17 protein-coding genes are annotated in these 19853 nt (G+C 42.9%); 9 read left to right on the forward strand and 8 right to left on the reverse strand.

Annotation, left to right across the window (positions count from 1 at the left end; all coding sequences use genetic code 11):
- Positions 1 to 157: 157 nt before the first annotated feature.
- The 7 genes from J8L97_RS10780 to J8L97_RS10810 form a co-directional block, all read right to left on the reverse strand.
- Positions 158 to 919, reverse strand: a complete 762-nt coding sequence (locus J8L97_RS10780; RefSeq protein ID WP_211049576.1) for an SDR family oxidoreductase — start codon at positions 917 to 919, stop codon at positions 158 to 160.
- An 8-nt stretch (positions 920 to 927) separates the two neighbouring features.
- Positions 928 to 1815, reverse strand: coding sequence for a 3-hydroxyisobutyrate dehydrogenase (gene mmsB, locus J8L97_RS10785; RefSeq protein WP_211049579.1), 888 nt, complete (start codon positions 1813 to 1815; stop codon positions 928 to 930).
- A 13-nt stretch (positions 1816 to 1828) separates the two neighbouring features.
- The gene (locus J8L97_RS10790) at positions 1829 to 2968 is read right to left on the reverse strand and encodes an enoyl-CoA hydratase/isomerase family protein (RefSeq protein ID WP_211049582.1); all 1140 of its coding nucleotides are present in this window, start codon (positions 2966 to 2968) and stop codon (positions 1829 to 1831) included.
- Positions 2968 to 3744: an enoyl-CoA hydratase gene (locus J8L97_RS10795; RefSeq protein ID WP_211049585.1), complete on the reverse strand. Its 777-nt coding sequence runs from the start codon at positions 3742 to 3744 to the stop codon at positions 2968 to 2970. The genes J8L97_RS10790 and J8L97_RS10795 overlap by 1 nt, the downstream gene beginning before the upstream one ends.
- A 9-nt stretch (positions 3745 to 3753) precedes the next feature.
- The gene (locus J8L97_RS10800) at positions 3754 to 4911 is read right to left on the reverse strand and encodes an acyl-CoA dehydrogenase family protein (protein ID WP_210997192.1); all 1158 of its coding nucleotides are present in this window, start codon (positions 4909 to 4911) and stop codon (positions 3754 to 3756) included.
- 143 nt (positions 4912 to 5054) lie between these two features.
- Complete coding sequence (locus tag J8L97_RS10805) at positions 5055 to 6545, reverse strand: CoA-acylating methylmalonate-semialdehyde dehydrogenase (RefSeq protein WP_192507713.1); 1491 nt, start codon at positions 6543 to 6545, stop codon at positions 5055 to 5057.
- Positions 6546 to 6651: 106 nt separating this feature from the next.
- On the reverse strand, positions 6652 to 7830 hold the full coding sequence (locus J8L97_RS10810; RefSeq protein WP_192507714.1) for an acetyl-CoA C-acyltransferase: 1179 nt from the start codon (positions 7828 to 7830) through the stop codon (positions 6652 to 6654).
- Positions 7831 to 8134: 304 nt separating this feature from the next.
- Between J8L97_RS10810 and J8L97_RS10815 the strand changes: the two genes are divergently transcribed.
- The 8 genes from J8L97_RS10815 to J8L97_RS10850 all read left to right on the forward strand — a co-directional run bounded on the left by J8L97_RS10815 (position 8135) and on the right by J8L97_RS10850 (position 16466).
- A complete protein-coding gene (locus J8L97_RS10815) occupies positions 8135 to 8530 on the forward strand; it encodes a MerR family transcriptional regulator (RefSeq protein WP_010363179.1) in 396 nt (131 codons plus the stop codon).
- Positions 8531 to 8549: 19 nt separating this feature from the next.
- Positions 8550 to 9725 (forward strand): isovaleryl-CoA dehydrogenase, encoded by a 1176-nt coding sequence (locus J8L97_RS10820; protein WP_211049587.1) that lies wholly within the window; start codon positions 8550 to 8552, stop codon positions 9723 to 9725.
- A gap of 10 nt (positions 9726 to 9735) precedes the next feature.
- A complete protein-coding gene (locus J8L97_RS10825) occupies positions 9736 to 11343 on the forward strand; it encodes a carboxyl transferase domain-containing protein (protein WP_211049590.1) in 1608 nt (535 codons plus the stop codon).
- 12 nt (positions 11344 to 11355) lie between these two features.
- The gene (locus J8L97_RS10830; protein WP_211049592.1) at positions 11356 to 12138 is read left to right on the forward strand and encodes an enoyl-CoA hydratase/isomerase family protein; all 783 of its coding nucleotides are present in this window, start codon (positions 11356 to 11358) and stop codon (positions 12136 to 12138) included.
- A 9-nt stretch (positions 12139 to 12147) separates the two neighbouring features.
- Positions 12148 to 14100: an acetyl/propionyl/methylcrotonyl-CoA carboxylase subunit alpha gene (locus J8L97_RS10835; RefSeq protein ID WP_211049595.1), complete on the forward strand. Its 1953-nt coding sequence runs from the start codon at positions 12148 to 12150 to the stop codon at positions 14098 to 14100.
- Between the two features lie 3 nt (positions 14101 to 14103).
- Positions 14104 to 15009 (forward strand): hydroxymethylglutaryl-CoA lyase, encoded by a 906-nt coding sequence (locus tag J8L97_RS10840; RefSeq protein ID WP_211049688.1) that lies wholly within the window; start codon positions 14104 to 14106, stop codon positions 15007 to 15009.
- 84 nt (positions 15010 to 15093) lie between these two features.
- Complete coding sequence (locus J8L97_RS10845; protein WP_192507720.1) at positions 15094 to 15792, forward strand: CoA transferase subunit A; 699 nt, start codon at positions 15094 to 15096, stop codon at positions 15790 to 15792.
- 11 nt (positions 15793 to 15803) lie between these two features.
- Entirely contained in the window at positions 15804 to 16466 is a 663-nt protein-coding gene (locus J8L97_RS10850; RefSeq protein ID WP_211049598.1) for a 3-oxoacid CoA-transferase subunit B, read from the forward strand.
- Positions 16467 to 16653: 187 nt separating this feature from the next.
- Here the strand turns inward: J8L97_RS10850 and msrA are convergent, their stop codons facing one another.
- Entirely contained in the window at positions 16654 to 17934 is a 1281-nt protein-coding gene (gene msrA / locus J8L97_RS10855) for a peptide-methionine (S)-S-oxide reductase MsrA (protein ID WP_211049601.1), read from the reverse strand.
- A 276-nt stretch (positions 17935 to 18210) separates the two neighbouring features.
- On the opposite strand from msrA, the gene J8L97_RS10860 reads away from it, so the two are divergent.
- Positions 18211 to 19725 (forward strand): leucyl aminopeptidase, encoded by a 1515-nt coding sequence (locus tag J8L97_RS10860; protein WP_211049604.1) that lies wholly within the window; start codon positions 18211 to 18213, stop codon positions 19723 to 19725.
- Positions 19726 to 19853: the final 128 nt, after the last annotated feature.

Here is a 19853-nt window from a genome sequence, read left to right on the forward strand (position 1 = left end):
CATTAGAACCTCAATAATACACTTCAGTAATATCACCATAGCAAGGGCTTATGACACTATAAACGTGTTTATAAAAACATACTCTTGTGAAAGCAAAAAAGCATAGTCTGCACTATGCTTTTTTGTTAAAAGGCCACTCGGTAACACTGCGAGTCATCTATAAGCGAATACCGCCATCTATTTCTATCACACGGCCTGTGAAAAAGTCATTTTCAATAATGTACTTTGCTGTATGGGCAATTTCTTGCGCTTCACCAAGTCGACCGACAGGCTTCATTTTAACCAGTCGCTCTTTCGCTTCTGGTTTCATCGCATCAGTCATTTGCGTACGAATAACACCAGGTGCAATTGCGCCTACACGTATACCAAAACGACCTAGCTCTTTTGCCCACGTTGTAGTCAATGCAACTACACCAGTTTTAGCGGCAGAATAGTTAGTTTGGCCCATGTTACCGGCACGTGCCACACTCGACATATTAACGATCACACCACCTTCACCACCTTCAACCATTTTCACTGCCGCTTCTCTACCACACAAGAAAACACCCGTCAAGTTCACATCAATCACTGATTGAAATTGCGATAAAGACATTTTATCAATAATCTTGCCTTCTTTAGCTTTAAGTAATAAACCATCACGTAAAATGCCTGCATTATTGATTAACACATCAATGCGACCAAAGTCATCAGCTATACAGTTAAATACGTTTTCAACATCTGCTTCAACACTGACATTAGCTACGTAAGTGCTAACTGTTGTACCTAACTTGCTTAACTCAGCGGATGCCGACGCCAAAACGTCTTCTTGCATATCGATCAGTGCCAAATTTGCGCCCAGCTCAGCCATTTGTGTGGCCATCGCAAACCCTAAGCCTTGCGCACCACCTGTGATCACTACCGTTTTGTCTTTAATATCCATAATGAATCTTATTTTTCGCTAAAAAGTTTAAAAATCGCGCTAAAATCTTCTGAGCCTTTGCCTTGATTTTGCATCAAGTTGTACAAATTCTTCGCAAGTGCGCCCATCGGCGTTGCCGAATTGGTCTGTTGTGCAGCTTGCTGTGCTAAGCCTAAGTCTTTAGCCATTAAGTCAACCATAAAGCCCGGCTTATAATCATTAGAGCTCGGGGCATTCTCAAGTACATCTGGACATGGATTATATAATTCTAATGTCCAATTTCGACCAGAACTGTTGAGCATGATCTCACTCAGTACTTTGGGGTCTAAACCATGATCAATCCCCATCTGCAATGCTTCACTGGTCCCTGCCATTAATATACTTAGCAGCATATTATTACAGATCTTCGCGACTTGACCCGCGCCAATTTCACCCGCATGAAAAATATTTTTACCCATATCAGGGAGCACTTTATTGGCGCCATCAAAATCGTTTTGGCTACCACCAACAATAAAGGTCAGTGTCCCAGCCGCAGCACCTGCGACTCCGCCCGACACTGGTGCATCAACAAAACTCACGTCAGCATCACCCAGTGCCTTACCTACAAACTGCGCAGACTCCGCGTCTATGGTTGAACAATCGATAACCAGTGTGTCGGTGCTTAAATGATTAATTAACCCATTCTCACCACAATAAATAGCGCGCACATGCTTGCCGGCAGGCAACATACTGATCACATAATCTGCACCATCACATACCTGTGTTACATCACTTGCTGTGGACGCACCTTGCTCCGCAAGATGTGCCATTGCATCATCACTTAAATCAAATACCATTACCGTATGTCCTGCTTTTACTAAATTGCAGGCCATTGGGCCACCCATGTTTCCTAAGCCAATAAATCCAATCTTTGCCATGTTGTTCTGCTCCCTACATATTTGCTAACGGGTGTGCGTCGTCACTCCAACGCGCGCTCGTAAATGCTGATACAGTCTCATCTGATACTGAACTTATTGCATCAAACTGCCATTGTGGCGCACCATCTTTATCAATGAGTAATGCGCGAACTCCTTCTTGAAACTCACCCGCTTCACCCGCTTGTACAGACATACCCAGCTCAAGTAAAAAACATTCTTTTAAAGATTTGCCTTTACCAAGCTTGAGCTGCTCACTCACCAACACCGCACTTAATGGTGAGCCATGTTTTAACGACTTTTGCGCTCGACTTAACCATTTATTATCATCGCTTGGAATTGATAAAATATAGTCAACTTGCGCTTGCAGATCATGACAATTATTCACGTGCGAAATTTGCTCTATATTCGCCTGAATCTCACTTTTTGGAGGCTCACCTGAAATATTAGTCAATTCGGTTAGCATATTTGTTAGCATGTTATGGTTTGAACTGGTAGTTATCCCCCACTCCACTCCCAATAAGCCAGCCAATAACTCACCATACTTTTCAGCATCAATAAAGTGATCTGCCAAACCAACAAATTGTGCATCAGCAGCATTAATCGATGCACCTGTTAGTCCTAAAAATAGCCCAACGCCTTCTGGCATCTTATTCAAAAAGTAGCTACCGCCGACATCTGGGTATAAGCCTATGGTGATCTCCGGCATTGCAATGCGTGCTGTTTCAGTCACTACCCTATGACTTGCGCCAGCCATTAAGCCTAATCCACCACCCATGGTGATGCCATTGCCCCACAATAAAATTGGCTTTTCATAAGTATGAATTTGGTAATCTAAGCGGTACTCTTCGCTGAAAAATGTTTCAATGTAAGTATTTTTATCATTGGCAGCCATTGCATTATAAAGGCTCACCACATCACCGCCGGCGCAGAATGCTTTCTCTCCTTCGCCTTTCATAACAACCATAGCTATTTGGTCATCTTGTGCCCAAACATCTAATTGCTTCGCTAACAAACGGATCATGTCTAAATTAAGTGCATTTAAAGCTTTCGGTACGTTCAGCGTCGCGAAGGCCACTTGCATACCGTTGTCGCTTTGCGCGAGTTCAAATACAACGGGCGCATCAGCTTGGTTTAATAACTGCAGCTTTGCCATTAGCCATTCACCCAATTTGCTTTACGCTTTTCTAAAAATGCATTAACGCCTTCTTTTTGATCTTGCGTATCAAATAAAGTAACAAATAACTCTCGTTCTAACGGTAACGCACTATTAATGGTCCCTGTACGCCCTTTTTGGATCAATGCTTTACATGCTGTCACAGCAACAGGGCTCTGATCAGCTACTTTGGTAGCCAAAGCAATGGCAGCTTCTAAAGACGTACCTGTCGCCACAACTTCTTCTAATAACCCTATCTCAAGTGCTTTGTCTGCTTTAAGGCGCTCGCCACATAAAATCATGCGTTTTGCCCAGCCTTCACCTACTAACCACGACAGGTTTTGTGTGCCACCTGCACAAGGTAATAAGCCCACTTTCGCTTCTGGCAATGCCATTTGTGCTTGCTCTTCACCAATGCGAATATCACATGCCAGTGCGACTTCTAAACCACCACCCATTGCAAATCCGTTAATCGCGGCAATCGATACCCCTCTAAAGTCACTCAAAGTTTCAAAAGCTTCGCCGAATACACGAGACATATCCGCCGCAACACCTTTGTCACCACTTGCAAACACATTTAAATCAGCGCCTGCTGAGAAAAACTTCTCACCTTCACCTGTAATAACCAGCGCGTAAATATTTTTGTCTTGATTAAGATCTATAACCAGTTCTTTTAAGCCCACTAATGTGTCACGAGTCCAAGTGTTCGCTGGGGGGTTGCTCATCGTGATTACGGCTGTATTACCTTGCTTTTCAAGTTTAAGTTGTGCTGTCATGGGAACTCCTTACAATACGCTCGCGGCGCCTTGGGCTAAAATTCGACGTGCTATAATGACACGCATGATTTCATTAGTACCTTCGAGAATTTGGTGTACACGAACATCACGTACGTGTCGCTCTAGTGGGTATTCTTTTATATAACCATAACCACCATGGATCTGTAATGCATCATCACACACTTTAAAGCCAACATCAGTTGCAAAGCGTTTTGCCATGGCACAGTATGTGGTTTTTTCACTATCATTAGTGTCTAACTTAAAGGCTGCCAAACGTACCATTTGACGCGCAGCGACAAGCTCGGTATTCATATCAGCGATTTTAAATTGCAATGCTTGAAATGCTGCTAACGGCTTACCGAACTGCTCTCGTTCTTGCATATATTCTTTTGCCGTATTCAATGCTTGTTGTGCAGTACCAATGGAACAGGTCGCAATATTGATACGCCCACCATCTAAGCCTTGCATAGCGAATGTAAACCCTTCCCCTTCTTGACCGAGTAAATAGCTCGCAGGAATACGTACATTTTCAAAGCTAACTAATCGAGTAGGTTGCGCATTCCAGCCCATTTTCTCTTCGGCTTTACCATATTCAACACCAGCTGCATCAGCAGGTACTAAAAATGCAGAAATGCCTTTAGGACCGGCTTCACCAGTGCGAGCCATTACCACCAACACATCGGTTTCGCCCGCACCTGAGATAAACATTTTTGAACCATTGAGTACGTATTCATCACCGTCTAACACTGCTTTAGTTTTAAGTGATGCCGCATCTGAACCAGCTCCTGGTTCTGTCAAACAATATGATGCCAGTAACTCACCCATTACTAATTGGTCAATGAAAGTGTCTTTTACGGTATCAGTGCCGAAACTGGCAATCATCCAAGTTGCCATATTATGAATGGTTAGCATCGCCGTTGTGGCGGTACAGCCCATAGCCAGTTGTTCAAAAATAATACTAGAGTCTAAACGTGATAAGCCTAAACCACCGGCCTCTTCAGGGGTGTATAAACCACAAAAGCCCAGTTCGCCGGCTTTTTTGATAACTTCTTTTGGAAATATATGTTCACGATCCCATAATGCTGCATTGGGTGCGAGTTCACTCATTGCAAATTGGTGGGCGGTTTCGGCGAATGCCTGTTGATCTTCGTTCAGATTAAAGTCCATAGAGACCTCTTTTGTTGTCTAATGCAAGCCCACCTAACGTAGGCTTGATTGTTTTAATTATTGATGCGCTAACCTGAAATCAGGTTAGGCTACTACTTAGTTTCTGCAACTCTATGTGGTTACTTGTTTGATAACTAAATAAATTATTTAAGGTTAATACTCATATTCGGACCAGATACAGCGCCATCTTCAAACCAGCGAGATGTTATGGTTTTAGTTTCAGTGTAAAAACGTACACCTTGTTTGCCATAGGTATGTTGGTCACCATAGAAAGACCCTTTCCAACCGGTGAATGAGAAAAATGGCAATGGCACAGGGATCGGTACATTGATACCCACTTGACCAACTTCAATATGATGCTGGAACTTACGTGCTGCTGCACCACTTGATGTAAATAATGAGGTACCGTTACCATATGGGCTATTGTTGATCAGTTCGATCGCTTCTTCTAATGTATCTACAAACATACACGCGAGCACAGGACCAAATATTTCTTCTTTATATAAGTCCATCTCAGGTGTTACATCAGTAAATAAAGTTGGACCAACCCAGTTGCCATTTTCATAGCCTTCGACGGTAAAATCTGAACCGTCAAGTAAACACGTCGCACCTTGTTGTTTTGCCCCCTCAATGAGAGATAAAATACGTGCTTTTGCCGCGCCGGTTGTTTGTGGACCATATGCAGCTTCAGGATCATTCCACACACCTGGGCGTACTTTGGTAAACGCTTCTTTTAAATCAGCAACCCACTCTTTAGAATCACCCACAAAGACCGCTACTGAAATACCCATACAACGTTGCCCTGCAGCGCCAACAGACGAACCTACCAAATTATTGATCAGCTGCTCTTTTTTAGAGTCTGGCATGATCACCATATGATTTTTAGCGCCTACACATGCTTGAACACGTTTTAAGTTTTGCGTGCCTTTTGAGTAAATATATTGACCTACACCACACGACCCAACAAATGAAATAGCGCGTACTTCTGGTGCTTCTAAAATTTGATCTACTTGCGCTTTGGTACCATGTACAACTTGAAGTACCCCTTTAGGTGCTCCCGCCTCTTCAAACAGTTCAACCAAACGCATCGGCGTGAGTGGATCTTGTTCTGATGGTTTTAAAATAAACGTGTTACCACACACGATTGCAAGCGGAAACATCCACAATGGGATCATTGCTGGGAAATTAAATGGGGTAATACCTGCACACACACCCAATGGTTGCATATAAGAGTAGGTATCAATATTACGTGCAACGTTACCAACAGTTTCACCCATCATCATAGAAGGTGCATTTGCAGCTTGTTCTACAACTTCAATACCACGCCATACGTCACCTTTGGCATCTTCAAAAGTTTTGCCTAACTCATGACAAATAATCGTCGCTATTTCATCATGATGCTCTTTAAGTAACGCAGCATAACGCATCATCACCCGCGCACGTTCCGAAATAGGCACTTCTTTCCATGTTTTAAAGGTTTCCTGTGCTGAAGTAATTGCTGCTTGAACTTCCGCCTCGGTAGCACACGGAACTTTTGCCAATACTTCTTGATTGGCAGGGTTAACTACGTCAATCCAAGTGTCAGATGATGATTGTGAAAATTCGCCGTTGATGTATAAAGGTACTTGGTGCATGACGCACTCCTCCCCAGAGTAAATGAGATAAGGCACCGCTGGTTAGTAATATTTTTTATACCAGTTATTCGATGCCCGAATTTTTTAAATTAATGTCAAGTAAACGTTACACTTCGACTGCCAATGCAACCGCCTCACCGCCACCAATACACAAAGAAGCAATACCTTTTGATAAGCCTCTATTACGTAGTGCGTGAATAAGTGTCACTAAGATACGTGCACCACTTGCGCCAATTGGGTGACCCAGTGCACATGCACCGCCATTCACGTTTACTTTGTTGGTGTCTAAGCCCATTTCATTGATAGCAAGCATAGTAACCATCGCAAACGCTTCGTTAATTTCCCAAAGGTCGACGTCTGTTTTGCTCCAGCCGGTGCGTTCAAGTAACGTATTCATTGCACCAACGGGGGCTAATGTAAATTCTTCAGGTGCTTGTGAATGTGTTGCATGTGCCGCAATTTTACACAAAGGCGTTAAACCTTGACGTTGGGCTTCTGACTCACTCATTAAAATTAATGCCGCTGCACCATCCGAAATGGATGATGAATTCGCCGCGGTAATGGTGCCGTCTTTTTTAAATGCAGGGCGTAAGCTTGGGATCTTGTCAGGGCGTGCATTGCCTGGTTGCTCATCAATGCTAATTTCAACGTCGCCTTTGCGAGTGCTAATGATGTGCGCTGCAACTTCCGCGCTAAAGCTACCGTTTTCAATTGCTGCGTTGGCTTTACTTAATGAACCCAATGCAAATTCATCCATATGCTCACGCGTAATACCATATTGGTCAGCGGTATCTTGCGCAAAACAGCCCATCGCTTTATTATCGTAGGCATCTTCTAAGCCATCTGACATCATGTGATCTTTAATTTCACCATGTCCCATGCGCATGCCACCACGGGCCTTCGGGATAAAATACGGTGAATTTGTCATGCTCTCCATGCCACCGGCAATTGCAGAGGAAATGCTGCCAGCTTTAATTAAATCATGAGCTAGCATGGCTGCTTTTAAACCTGAGCCACACACTTTGTTGATTGTTGTTGCGCCTGTTGAACGCGCAAGTCCGCCGTGCAACATTGCTTGACGTGCTGGTGCTTGGCCTAATCCTGCTGGCAGTACACATCCCATGATAACTTCATCAATAGATGCATCTGACAAACCCGTTTCAGACATCACACTTTTAATCGCAGTTGCGCCCAGTTCGGTGGCACTTGCACCAGATAAAGCGCCCATAAAGCCACCCATAGGGGTGCGTTTTGCGGCTACGATGACAACAGCATCATTACTCATTTTTTGCTCCTATTCACAAGCGATTTAGCTTGAACAATAAATTTTATGTTTCGAGCATACATAATATTTACGTTTACGCCAACGTAAATCTAAAATCAAACAAACTTCGTTGGCCTAATTTGTAAAGTTATGCTGCACACAATCCTTGCCAAACACGTAATTTCCTTATTACAGCCTCGCTTTTCATATCTAGAATGGCTATTTACAACTGCTACCAAAGTATGATTTAAATGTTCAGCTTTACCTTTACGTAAACTTCACTTATATTGGTCTAATCAGTCACAGAAGTAAATGTGTAAACACCATGCAAGATAACAATAACGAACCTACTTTTTCTATTAGTGATTTAGCTAAGGAATTTGACATTACCACGCGAAGTATTCGCTTTTATGAAGATCAAGGATTACTTTCTCCTGAACGCCATGGACAGACTCGAATTTATTCCAAACGTGACAAAGTTCGTCTCAAGCTCATTCTGCGTGGCAAACGTTTAGGATTTACGCTAGCCGAAACAGGTCGTTTATTTGAGCTATACGACGCAGATAAGTCTAGCGCAAAACAGTTAGTTACCATGTTGAATTTAATTGAAGAGAAAAAAGCCGATTTAAGTCAACAGATGGACGATATAAAAGTTGTATTGATGGAATTAGTGACCGCAGAACGTCGCTGCCGCGATACCTTAGGTAATTTAGAAGAATAACTCTCACAGGATTATTATTATGAGCACCGTATCTTTATACAAAGAAATGAATTTTGGATTAGGCGAAACTGCGGACATGATCCGCGATCATGTGAATGGCTTTGCTACCGCTGAAATTGCCCCCTTGGCTGAGAAAACAGACTTAGACAACAGCTTCCCAAATCAGCTTTGGCCTCAGTTTGGCGAAATGGGACTGTTAGGTATCACCGTGCCTGAAGAATTCGGTGGTGCAGGTATGGGTTATCTTGAGCATGTTATTGCAATGGAAGAGATCAGCCGAGCGAGTGCATCAATTGGTCTTAGTTACGGCGCGCATTCGAATCTCTGTGTGAACCAAATTAATCGTAATGGTAACAATGCACAAAAACGTAAATACTTACCTAAGCTAATCAGTGGTGAGCACATTGGCGCATTGGCGATGAGTGAACCTAACGCCGGTTCAGATGTTGTTTCAATGAAATTGAAAGCACAAAAGAAAGGCGATAAATATATCCTCAATGGTAATAAGATGTGGATCACCAATGGACCTGATGCAGATGTATTGGTGATATATGCAAAAACAGACTTAGACGCCGGCTCAAAAGGCATTACCGCATTCTTAGTAGAAAAAGATTTCCCCGGTTTCTCAACTGCGCAAAAGCTTGATAAATTGGGCATGCGTGGCTCAAACACCTGTGAGTTAGTTTTTGAAGATTGTGAAGTGCCTGAAGAAAATATTTTAGGAGGCTTAAACGAAGGCGTAAAGGTGCTTATGAGTGGCCTAGATTACGAACGCGTGGTATTAGCTGCCGGCCCATTAGGCATTATGCAAGCCTGTATGGATATCGTCACGCCTTACATTCACGAGCGTAAGCAATTTAATAAATCAATTGGTGAGTTTCAGCTTATTCAAGGCAAGGTCGCTGATATGTATACACAAATGAATGCAGCGCGTTCATATGTATATACCGTTGCACGCTCATGTGATCGTGGCGAAACCACTCGTAAAGACGCTGCGGGTGCAATTTTATATGCCGCAGAGCTTGCGACAAAAATGGCACTCGATGCCATACAAATTCTCGGTGGAAATGGGTATATCAATGAATATGCAACAGGCCGGTTACTACGCGATGCTAAATTATACGAAATTGGGGCCGGGACATCTGAAATTCGCCGCATGCTAATTGGTCGCGAATTATTCACTGAAAGCCGTTAAGGATATAATTATGACTGTACTTAACTCTTCTGTTAATCCCCACGACAGTCAGTTTAAAGCGAACAGCGATGCGATGGCATCGCTGGTTAAAGATTTAAACGACAAAGTCAGCATTCTTTCTCAAGGTGGTGGTGATGCCCTTATTGCACGCCACCAAGGTCGTGGTAAGTTATTTGTACGCGACCGAATTGATACACTTATTGATGAAGGTTCGCCATTTTTAGAGATTTCCCAATTCGCAGCCTTTGGCGTGTACGAGCAAGATATTCCATGTGCAGGCGTTGTGGCTGGTATCGGTCGAGTTAAAGGCGTCGAATGTATGATTGTCGCCAACGATGCGACTGTAAAAGGCGGAACCTATTTTCCAATAACAGTGAAAAAACATTTACGTGCACAAGAAATCGCCGAACGTTGTCACTTACCCTGTATTTATTTGGTTGACTCAGGTGGTGCAAATTTACCCGAACAAGATGAGGTATTCCCAGACAAGTTACATTTCGGCCGAATTTTCTATAATCAAGCACGTATGTCAGCAAAAGGGATCCCACAAATTGCAGTGGTTATGGGCCTATGTACAGCTGGTGGCGCATATGTACCGGCAATGGCTGATGAAAGTATTATCGTAAAAGAACAAGGGACCATCTTCTTAGCGGGCCCACCTTTAGTAAAAGCGGCCACCGGCGAAGAAGTCAGCGCGGAAGATTTAGGTGGCGCTGATGTGCATTGTAAAACTTCTGGTGTGGCAGATCATTATGCAGAAAATGATGAGCATGCACTTTCGATTGCACGTCAATGTATCCAACGTACTAACCACCAGCGACCAACAAAGCCCATTTTGAAAGATGTGAAACCGCCTCGCTATGATATTCGCGAGGTATACGGCATAGTTGGTACTGACCTGAAAAAACCATTTGATGTACGAGAAGTCATTGCACGCGTAGTTGATGATTCACAATTTGATGAATTTAAACGTTATTTTGGAGAAACCCTCGTCACTGGCTTCGCGCAAATATACGGGCACCCTGTTGGCATCGTCGCAAACAACGGTATTTTATTTTCGGAGTCAGCACAAAAAGGCGCCCACTTTATTCAGCTATGTGCACAACGCGATATCCCCCTGCTATTTTTGCAAAACATCACTGGGTTCATGGTAGGTCAAAAATATGAGGCTGAAGGTATCGCCAAACACGGTGCTAAAATGGTAACTGCGGTATCTTGTGCAGATGTGCCAAAATTCACGGTATTGATCGGGGGATCGTATGGCGCTGGTAACTATGGTATGTGTGGCAGAGCTTACGAGCCAACGATGATGTGGATGTGGCCCAATGCCCGTATTTCAGTCATGGGTGGCGAACAAGCGGCTGGCGTACTAACTCAAGTTCGCCAAGATGGTTTAGCCCGTAAAGGTCAAAGTATGAACGACCATGAAGTTGCTGAGTTTAAAAAACCCATTATCGAGCAGTACGAAAAACAAGGCCATCCTTATTACGCCAGTGCACGCTTGTGGGACGATGGCATTATCGACCCTGCCGATACACGCACTGTGTTAGGTTTGGCACTCGATGCTGCGGCTAACGCGCCAAGCAAAGAATCTAAGTTCGGTATTTTCAGAATGTAACGGGAGCACACTATGTCTGTCACTTTAACCATAACAAAAACAAAAGTGGCGATTTTAGAATTAAGTCGCCCTGAAAAACATAATGCGTTCGATGATGCTGTGATAGCCGAGCTCATTAAGTGTATTGAGCATGCGAACTCGTTAGATATTCGTGCTTTAGTCTTAAAAACTGACGGAAAACACTTTTCTGCTGGTGCTGACCTTGGTTGGATGAAATCAATGGCTGGCAATAACTTTGATGAAAACGTGGCGGATTCAAAGCAGCTTGCAAAACTTATGTCGGTATTGGCGAATTGCCCACACCCAACGCTTTGTCTTGTGCAAGGCGCAGCATTTGGTGGCGCACTTGGGTTAATTGCTTGCTGCGACATTGCGGTCGCTACTGAAAACGCGAAATTCTGTCTAAGCGAAGTAAAGCTTGGCTTGATCCCAGCTGTTATTAGCCCTTATGTGATTAAAGCAATTGGTGAGCGCCAAGCCAGACGTTACTTCCTCACAGCTGAAGTATTCACGGCAAATACAGCTCTTGATCTAGGACTTATACACGAAATTAGCGATGACTTAGTCCATAGCCAAGCTAAGTTCATAGAGCTTCTGTTAAATAATGGCCCAAGTGCAGTTCGCTCTGCCAAGACACTTATCAATGAAGTGGCAGGTAATCCGATTGACGAGACGCTCATTCATCATACCGCTCAGCGTATCGCACAAATAAGAGTTAGCCCTGAAGGGCAAGAAGGCCTCAGCGCTTTTTTTGATAAGCGTGCGCCAAACTGGCAACACGCCGCTAAACAGTAAGGGATCACCATGCTTAAAAAAATCCTTATCGCCAACCGAGGCGAAATCGCATGTAGAATTATAAAAACAGCGAAACGTCTTGGTTTAAAAACCGTAGCGGTGTATTCCGATGCCGACGAAAATGCACTTCATGTACGCTCTGCCGATGAGGCATATCATATCGGCCCAGCTCCAAGTAAAGATTCTTATTTAGTGGCTGAAAAAATACTCGATGTTGCTAAACAAGCAAACGCAGACTGCATTCACCCAGGATATGGTTTCTTATCAGAGAATGATCAATTTGCGAATGCGTGCGAACAGGCTGGCATTGTGTTTATTGGTCCATTAGCAAGCTCTATTGAAGCTATGGGTTCTAAAACCCGTGCCAAAGAGATTATGGCACAAGCCAATGTACCGTTAGTGCCCGGCTATTACGGCCAAAAACAAGCCACCGATTTTTTAGCCAGTGAAGCAAATAAAATTGGCTACCCTGTTTTAATTAAAGCCGCCTACGGTGGAGGTGGTAAGGGCATGCGCGTGGTTCGACAAGCCCAAGAATTTATTAGTGCATTAGAGGGAGCACAACGTGAGGCACTTGCTGGGTTTGGTAATGACTTGGTGTTACTTGAACGTTATGTAGACACCCCACGTCACGTTGAAGTACAAGTGTTTGCTGACAATCACGGTAACTGTGTATACCTTGGAGACAGAGATTGTTCTTTACAACGTCGTCACCAGAAAGTCATTGAAGAAGCGCCTGCGCCCGGTTTGAGTGATGAATTACGTCAAGCAATGGGAGAAGCCGCGGTACGATGTGCCCAAGCAATCAATTACCGAGGTGCTGGAACAGTCGAATTTCTGCTGTGTGGCGACGAATTCTTCTTCATGGAAATGAACACTCGTTTGCAAGTAGAACACCCAGTAACAGAAATGGTGACTGGCCTCGATTTAGTCGAATGGCAAATTCGCGTTGCCAACAATCAAGCATTACCACTACAACAAGAGCAAGTGACTTTAACTGGCCATAGTTTTGAAGCGCGTATTTACGCTGAAGATCCAACTGAAAACTTTATGCCCTACTCCGGCACCTTAACACATTTGACTTTTCCACAATTAAATGAGGGTCTGCGAGTTGATACAGGTGTCGTGGCTGGCAGTGAAATTAGTTCATTCTATGATCCTATGATTGCCAAACTCATCGTTCATGCACCCGATCGTTCCATCGCATTACTTAAATTGCATCACGCTTTAGAAGAAGTTCATTTGGCTGGCGTGAAAAGTAACATTGCATTTTTACATCATTTATCGGGTCATCCAACATTTACAGCTGGCGCACCAGATACACACTTTATAGACAGTCAAACTGACACACTCACACAACAGGAATTGCCCGAAACTGAGTTGCTTGCGCTAGCTGCACTAGCCTACACAAAACATAAAAATGCAAGTAATGCAGCAACACCGTGGCAGTCAGAAACTGCATTTAGATTGAATCAACGTAATAGTATGAAGGTCCCCTTTACTGAGCATAATGTCTCCGTAACGCTTAACGACTCACATCATACATTGCATATCGATGATGACATATTAGCCGGCTCAGCAACTTTGCTAAATAATCAGCTAACTGCGCAAATTAATGGTAAGCAATATACTGCCAGCGTATTGATTTCCGAGGATGCAATTACGGTGATGTATGGTGCGATTGCACACCGATTTGAGCTCAAATCTAAGCATTTTATTAGTGAGCACGAACATGAAGCAGCACCTTTAGCCGCACCTCTTAATGGGACCGTTGTAAAACATTTACAAAAAGTGGGTAGCCAAGTTGCAAAAGGCGATCCTGTAGTTATCATCGAAGCCATGAAAATGGAATACACTCTGAATGCACCTTTTACAGGGATACTGAGTAGTTATTGTTTTGATGAAGGCGAACTTGTAAGTCATGGTGCAATGCTTGCCATTGTTGACGCTGTGGAGGGTTAAGTGATGCCATATCCAGCACACGTAAAAATTGTAGAAGTAGGCCCACGAGACGGACTACAAAATGAATCAACTGTTTCAAGCGAAGATAAAATACAACTCATCAACACATTGAGTGTCGCAGGGCTCAAACATATTGAAGCTGGTGCGTTTGTATCGCCAAAATGGGTACCGCAAATGGCTGACTCTCTGGATGTCATTAACGGCGTGTCTGTTGCTCCAGATGTCGTGCTAAGTGCATTAACACCGAATTTGCGAGGAGCACAAGCCGCACTCTCAGCTAATGTTAAAGAGTTTGCAATATTCACTGCAGCAAGCGAAACATTCACACAAAAAAACATTAACTGCTCTATTGAGCAAAGCATTGAGCGCTTTAAAGATGTGGTCCAACTAGCACAACAACATGGGATCAAAGTGCGTGGTTATGTAAGTTGTGTGCTTGGATGCCCTTATGAAGGCGATATTGAGCCTGAAGCTGTTTTAAAGGTTTGTAAACAATTGTTGGCTCTTGGGTGCTATGAAATTAGCTTAGGTGATACTGTCGGCGTGGGTACCCCAAACAAGGTTAAATCAGTGATTTCTTTATTGCTGCAACATATCCCCATAGACAAGCTGGCCGTGCACTTTCACGATACTTATGGCCAAGCTTTAGCGAACATTCACAGTGCCCTTGAATTAGGTATTGCCACCATCGATAGTGCTGTTGCAGGTTTAGGTGGGTGTCCTTATGCACAAGGTGCGTCAGGAAATGTTGCCACAGAGGATGTAATTTACTTACTGCAAGGGCTTGGCATTGACCCCCAAATTGATTTAGAAAGGCTAGCAAAAGCTGGATGGGCAATTTGTGACGCACTCAATAAGTCACCTGTAAGTAAGGTTTCTTTAGCATTACAAGCAAAATGCGCATCGTAATAACAACCCAGTGTTGATACACACTAATGCTAATTTTAGTATGTGTGTCACACTGAAGATAAAACAACAATGAGGAGTGGGCTAATGGCCGGTTTCGATAAAGTAGTGACAAGCTACGCCGAAGCGATGGAAGGCATCAAAGATGGTGATACCATCATTGCAGGCGGTTTTGGACTGTGTGGGATCCCTGAAGGTTTAATTAATGAAATTAAACGCAAGCAAACCAAAGAACTTACTGTTGTGTCAAATAACTGCGGCGTTGATGATTTTGGTTTGGGTATTTTACTGCACGATCGTCAAATTAAAAAAATTGTTGCATCATATGTTGGCGAGAATGCTTTGTTTGAACAACAATTGCTTGACGGCATTATTGACGTGGAACTTACCCCACAAGGAACCTTGGCCGAGAAAATGCGTGCAGGCGGAGCCGGTATTCCAGGTTTTTATACAGCTACTGGCTATGGCACTCCGGTTGCTGAGGGTAAAGAAGTCAAAGAATTTAATGGTCGCCCATACATCCTTGAAGAATCAATAACCGGCGAGTTTGCGATTATCAAAGCTTGGAAAGCCGATCGTTATGGTAACTTGGTATTTCGCCATACAGCCATGAACTTCAATCCAATGGCGGCCACTGCAGGTAAAATGACCGTGGTTGAAGTTGAAGAAATTGTTGAACCCGGTGAATTACAACCAAGTGAAATTCATACCCCTGGTATCTATGTAAATCGCGTAATTAAAGGTAACTTTGAAAAACGCATTGAACGTGTCACGACGAGTAAGTAAGGAGAATTAAAATGGCTTTATCACGTGAACAAGTTGCAATGCGTGTTGCGCAAGAGTTGAAAGATGGCTACTACGTCAATCTAGGAATTGGAATTCCTACCCTAGTCGCTAATTTTGTGCCTGTCGGTATCGAAGTTATGTTGCAGTCAGAAAACGGGCTTTTAGGTATGGGACCGTACCCAAGTGAAGACCAAGTTGACGCAGATATGATCAATGCGGGTAAAGAAACCGTGACAGCTGCGACAGGTGCGGCTATTTTTAATAGTGCTGAAAGTTTTGCCATGATACGTGGTGGTCATGTAGACTTAACGGTTCTAGGTGCATTTGAAGTAGATCAACAAGGCAATATTGCGTCTTGGATGATCCCGAAAAAGTTAATCAAAGGCATGGGGGGTGCAATGGACCTTGTTGCAGGCGCACAAAATATTATTGTGACAATGACCCATGCCAGTAAGCACGGCGACTCTAAGTTACTAGAAGCATGTACACTTCCCTTAACTGGAGTGAATTGCGTTAAGAAAATAGTGACTGATTTAGCCGTACTTGAAGTGAAAGATGGCGCGTTTTATTTATTAGAACGTGCGCCAAATGTAAGTGTTGACGAAATCATTAGTAAAACAGCTGGTAAGCTCATCGTTGAAGGTGACATCCCAGAAATGCAGTTTACGGATTAATTGACATATTACATAGTAGTTTAAAATGTACCGACCTCATTCCCAGTGCTTAGGCACTGAGTTACCCAAAACCCCTCGTTAGAGGGGTTTTTTTTATCTTTAGTATCGAGCCCTAACTGCTTTTAATTGGTGAAGAACCAACGTAAAAAAGTCACATAGCGAAGAGAGAAGCACCGCTAGAAACCGCTCATTGGGCGGCAACAAAATCTAACACTGTTGCATTTATGCAATAACGGTCTGTACCATTTGGCCCTTCATTTGCAAATACATGCCCCAAATGAATTCCGCTTGATTTCGAACGTATTTCCGTGCGCGTCATACCAAAACTTGTATCTTCATGATAAGTCACACTGCCCTTAACTGGATATTTAAACGATAGCCAACCAGTACCTGAATTAAAACGATCTTTGGTATCAAACAACGATGAACCACTTAACTTATCAATAAATACCCCTTCTGGTGTGTTTTTGAAAATATCGTATTCTTTGCAAAATGGACGTTGTGTTCCCTTTTGAAACGCGACTGAGTACGCTTCACTGTCTCCTAGTTTAAAAGCACCTAATGCTTTGTAAAAGCGAGTTTTATCCATAAACCCTTGATGACCAAATACTTCTTTACCATTTTCAACAAATAAAATTGTTGGGGTTGCCCATGTTGCTGACTTTATTTCTAAGTTATGTAGTTCATCTGCATACCTAAAATGTAAGCGGACATCGCCTTGGTAATCATTGAGAACTGTCTTTTTTAGCTTTTCACAGTATGGGCAATAGTTTTTCGAATCGATAACAACAATGTGCTTACCAGATAATAAAACATCATTGTTTTTCTCTTGTGTATTTACTGGTTTGAAAACAACGCCTGTTGAATGATCTGGGCAATACCCATTAGGATTTTTAACAAGGTAATTCTGATGATACTCTTCAGCCGGATAAAACTTTTTTAGCGGCTTTATAATGGTTTTAATGTCGCCATAACCTTTCGCTGATAACAGTATTTGATACTGCGCTTTTAAATCAACAGCAATATCCCGCTGGGTTTGTTCACTGAATAAAATAGTAGAACGGTATTGCGTACCAATATCATTACCTTGGCGATTCTTTTGCGTTGGGTCATGACTTTCAAAATAGCGCTGTAATAAAGTATCGGTAGTCAAAATATTTGCGTTATATGTGACTTTTACTACTTCAGCAAAATTACGTTCATCAAAGCGCCGGCTGTGTTTAATGATCTCTTGATAGCTGGCTTTGAAACCCGTGCCATCTGCATACCCTGACTCAGCGTCAATGACGCCGCGCATTGCTTCATACCGTTTCTCTGCCCCCCAAAAACAACCAGACCCTAAAACAAGTGTTTTAACATGCATACTGGCTTGCTCTGGCTTGGGCATCGGCATGTCAGTGGCATTCACGTTCAGTGAACTGACCACAACCACAGCCGTCAAAAGCGTTCTTTTCAAACTATTCGACATGTAATATGTACCCTTATTTGTTTCGCGTTTGGCTACCCTCTCCAATACGCTTTATATTATTACTATGCTTGAATAGACCTTCTGACGGCATTTTTGATTTCAGTTAATGCAATAAATTTATACTACGAAGTAATAAAAACAAACCATACTAAACGCTCATACTGCTTAAAGGTTGGTGGTAATTTAACTGTAATAACTGGCGGTTCAACGACTATTAGTTACTACCTTTACTTTTTTCAGGTAAAAGCTATTTTGATTTTTTACTTAGGATTTATCATGAAACTATCTTTTTCTTTGAGTGCTCTATCATTCGCTGTATTAAGCTCAGCAAGTGCTTTTGCTGCTGACTTTAATTTTACATCTCATTTAGTTAAAGGTGATGCACTTGTCGTTTTTCAAAATTCAGATGGTAATGCCAATCTTAAGTTTTTAGATAGCAACACACGAAAGCAATTAGAGCGTGCAACAAAAGCTGATGCATTTACAGGTGAGTACGGTAAAACCGTTGAAGTTATTGCGCCTATTGATAGTAAGTACAGTCGTATACTCATTGTTGGTCTTGGTAAGAAAGAGACATTAACCAACGCCAAAATGGCTAAGCTAGGTGGTAACATCCATGCGAAATTAGAGTCGAAAAAAGTAGTCTCTGCTTCACTCGCGCTCGCATCTATCGGCAACAGTAAAGACAATAGCGAATTGGCTGCACAATTCGCCCATGGCGCAAACTTACGTGACTATACGTTCGAAGTTTATAAAAAAGAGCCACAAACATTTAATGTTAGCTATAAAATTCATGTCGCTAACGATACACGTACCCGTGAACAATATCAGCAACTTGCGCACGTTGAGCAAGGTGTTTTTTTAGCCCGAGATTTAACTTCTGAAGTGGCAACAGAAATGACCCCAGTTGATTTTGCTAAAGCGGCAAAAGATCTAGAGCAATATGGTGTTAAAGTAACTATTTTAAAACCTGCGCAATTGAAAGAGCTTGGAATGGGTGCCCTCGAAGGGGTTGGTCGAGGTAGTAAGGAAGGTGCACGCCTAGTCGTTGCACATTATGAGGGCAACTCAGACACACCAATTGCACTTATCGGCAAAGGAATAACGTTTGACTCTGGTGGTTACAGCATAAAAAAAGGTGCCTCAATAGCTCGAATGAAATCAGATATGGCAGGTGCAGCAGCGGTACTTGGTACCATTAAAGCAATGGCACTCAATAAAGCAGACATGAACGTTGTCGCTGTTATGGGCATGGCAGCAAACATGGTATCACAATATGCCATCGCACCTGGGGATGTATTACGTACAGCTGAAGGGTTAAGTGTTGAAGTGGTCAATACAGACGCAGAAGGCCGCCTCGTATTAAGCGATGCCATGTGGTATGCCCGTAAGCACTTCAAGCCAGAGATAATGGTTGATGTTGCCACCTTAACTGGTTCAAAGATTCGTGCTGTCGGGAATCGATATTCAGCAATTTTCTCAGATGATGATCAGCTGATAAATGAATTTACACTCGCTGGCAAGCAGGTTAACGAACAAGTTTGGCGCTTACCCCTATGTTACAAAGATACCCTATCTTCTGATATTGCCGACTTTAAAAATATTGGTTCTAGTGGCCCAGGAGCAACAACCGCAGCGACTTTCTTGCAACAGTTTGCAGGTGAAACACGTTGGGTTCATATCGACATTGCAGGTAATGCACTCTCTAGCTCAGCGAAAGGAGAAGTTCCTCTAGGTGGAACAGGTTATGGCGTACGTTTATTAAGTGAGTGGCTATTAAAAACACAATAGAGCGATACATCAAACGATGTGAATTAACACTCTGAGTTAAAAAAGCCATGCATTGTGTGGCTTTTTTGTATCTGCAAGTAACAAATTCGATATACTATCGACAATAATAACAATGATATGGAAACGCA

The organism is Pseudoalteromonas sp. MMG012 (assembly GCF_018100875.1).
Taxonomy (GTDB): Bacteria; Pseudomonadota; Gammaproteobacteria; order Enterobacterales; family Alteromonadaceae; genus Pseudoalteromonas; species Pseudoalteromonas aurantia.

Bases quoted from the DNA above. Each gene is read 5' to 3' on its own strand.
- J8L97_RS10845 (WP_192507720.1), top strand. From the start codon at position 15,094: ATGGCCGGTTTCGATAAAGTAGTGACAAGCTACGCCGAAGCGATGGAA.
- J8L97_RS10805 (WP_192507713.1), bottom strand. From the start codon at position 6,545: ATGCACCAAGTACCTTTATACATCAACGGCGAATTTTCACAATCATCA.
- J8L97_RS10790 (WP_211049582.1), bottom strand. From the start codon at position 2,968: ATGGCAAAGCTGCAGTTATTAAACCAAGCTGATGCGCCCGTTGTATTT.
- J8L97_RS10800 (WP_210997192.1), bottom strand. From the start codon at position 4,911: ATGGACTTTAATCTGAACGAAGATCAACAGGCATTCGCCGAAACCGCC.
- J8L97_RS10860 (WP_211049604.1), top strand. From the start codon at position 18,211: ATGAAACTATCTTTTTCTTTGAGTGCTCTATCATTCGCTGTATTAAGC.
- J8L97_RS10840 (WP_211049688.1), top strand. From the start codon at position 14,104: ATGCCATATCCAGCACACGTAAAAATTGTAGAAGTAGGCCCACGAGAC.
- mmsB (WP_211049579.1), bottom strand. From the start codon at position 1,815: ATGGCAAAGATTGGATTTATTGGCTTAGGAAACATGGGTGGCCCAATG.
- J8L97_RS10780 (WP_211049576.1), bottom strand. From the start codon at position 919: ATGGATATTAAAGACAAAACGGTAGTGATCACAGGTGGTGCGCAAGGC.
- J8L97_RS10795 (WP_211049585.1), bottom strand. From the start codon at position 3,744: ATGACAGCACAACTTAAACTTGAAAAGCAAGGTAATACAGCCGTAATC.
- J8L97_RS10825 (WP_211049590.1), top strand. From the start codon at position 9,736: ATGACTGTACTTAACTCTTCTGTTAATCCCCACGACAGTCAGTTTAAA.
- msrA (WP_211049601.1), bottom strand. From the start codon at position 17,934: ATGTCGAATAGTTTGAAAAGAACGCTTTTGACGGCTGTGGTTGTGGTC.
- J8L97_RS10850 (WP_211049598.1), top strand. From the start codon at position 15,804: ATGGCTTTATCACGTGAACAAGTTGCAATGCGTGTTGCGCAAGAGTTG.
- J8L97_RS10815 (WP_010363179.1), top strand. From the start codon at position 8,135: ATGCAAGATAACAATAACGAACCTACTTTTTCTATTAGTGATTTAGCT.
- J8L97_RS10810 (WP_192507714.1), bottom strand. From the start codon at position 7,830: ATGAGTAATGATGCTGTTGTCATCGTAGCCGCAAAACGCACCCCTATG.
- J8L97_RS10830 (WP_211049592.1), top strand. From the start codon at position 11,356: ATGTCTGTCACTTTAACCATAACAAAAACAAAAGTGGCGATTTTAGAA.
- J8L97_RS10835 (WP_211049595.1), top strand. From the start codon at position 12,148: ATGCTTAAAAAAATCCTTATCGCCAACCGAGGCGAAATCGCATGTAGA.
- J8L97_RS10820 (WP_211049587.1), top strand. From the start codon at position 8,550: ATGAGCACCGTATCTTTATACAAAGAAATGAATTTTGGATTAGGCGAA.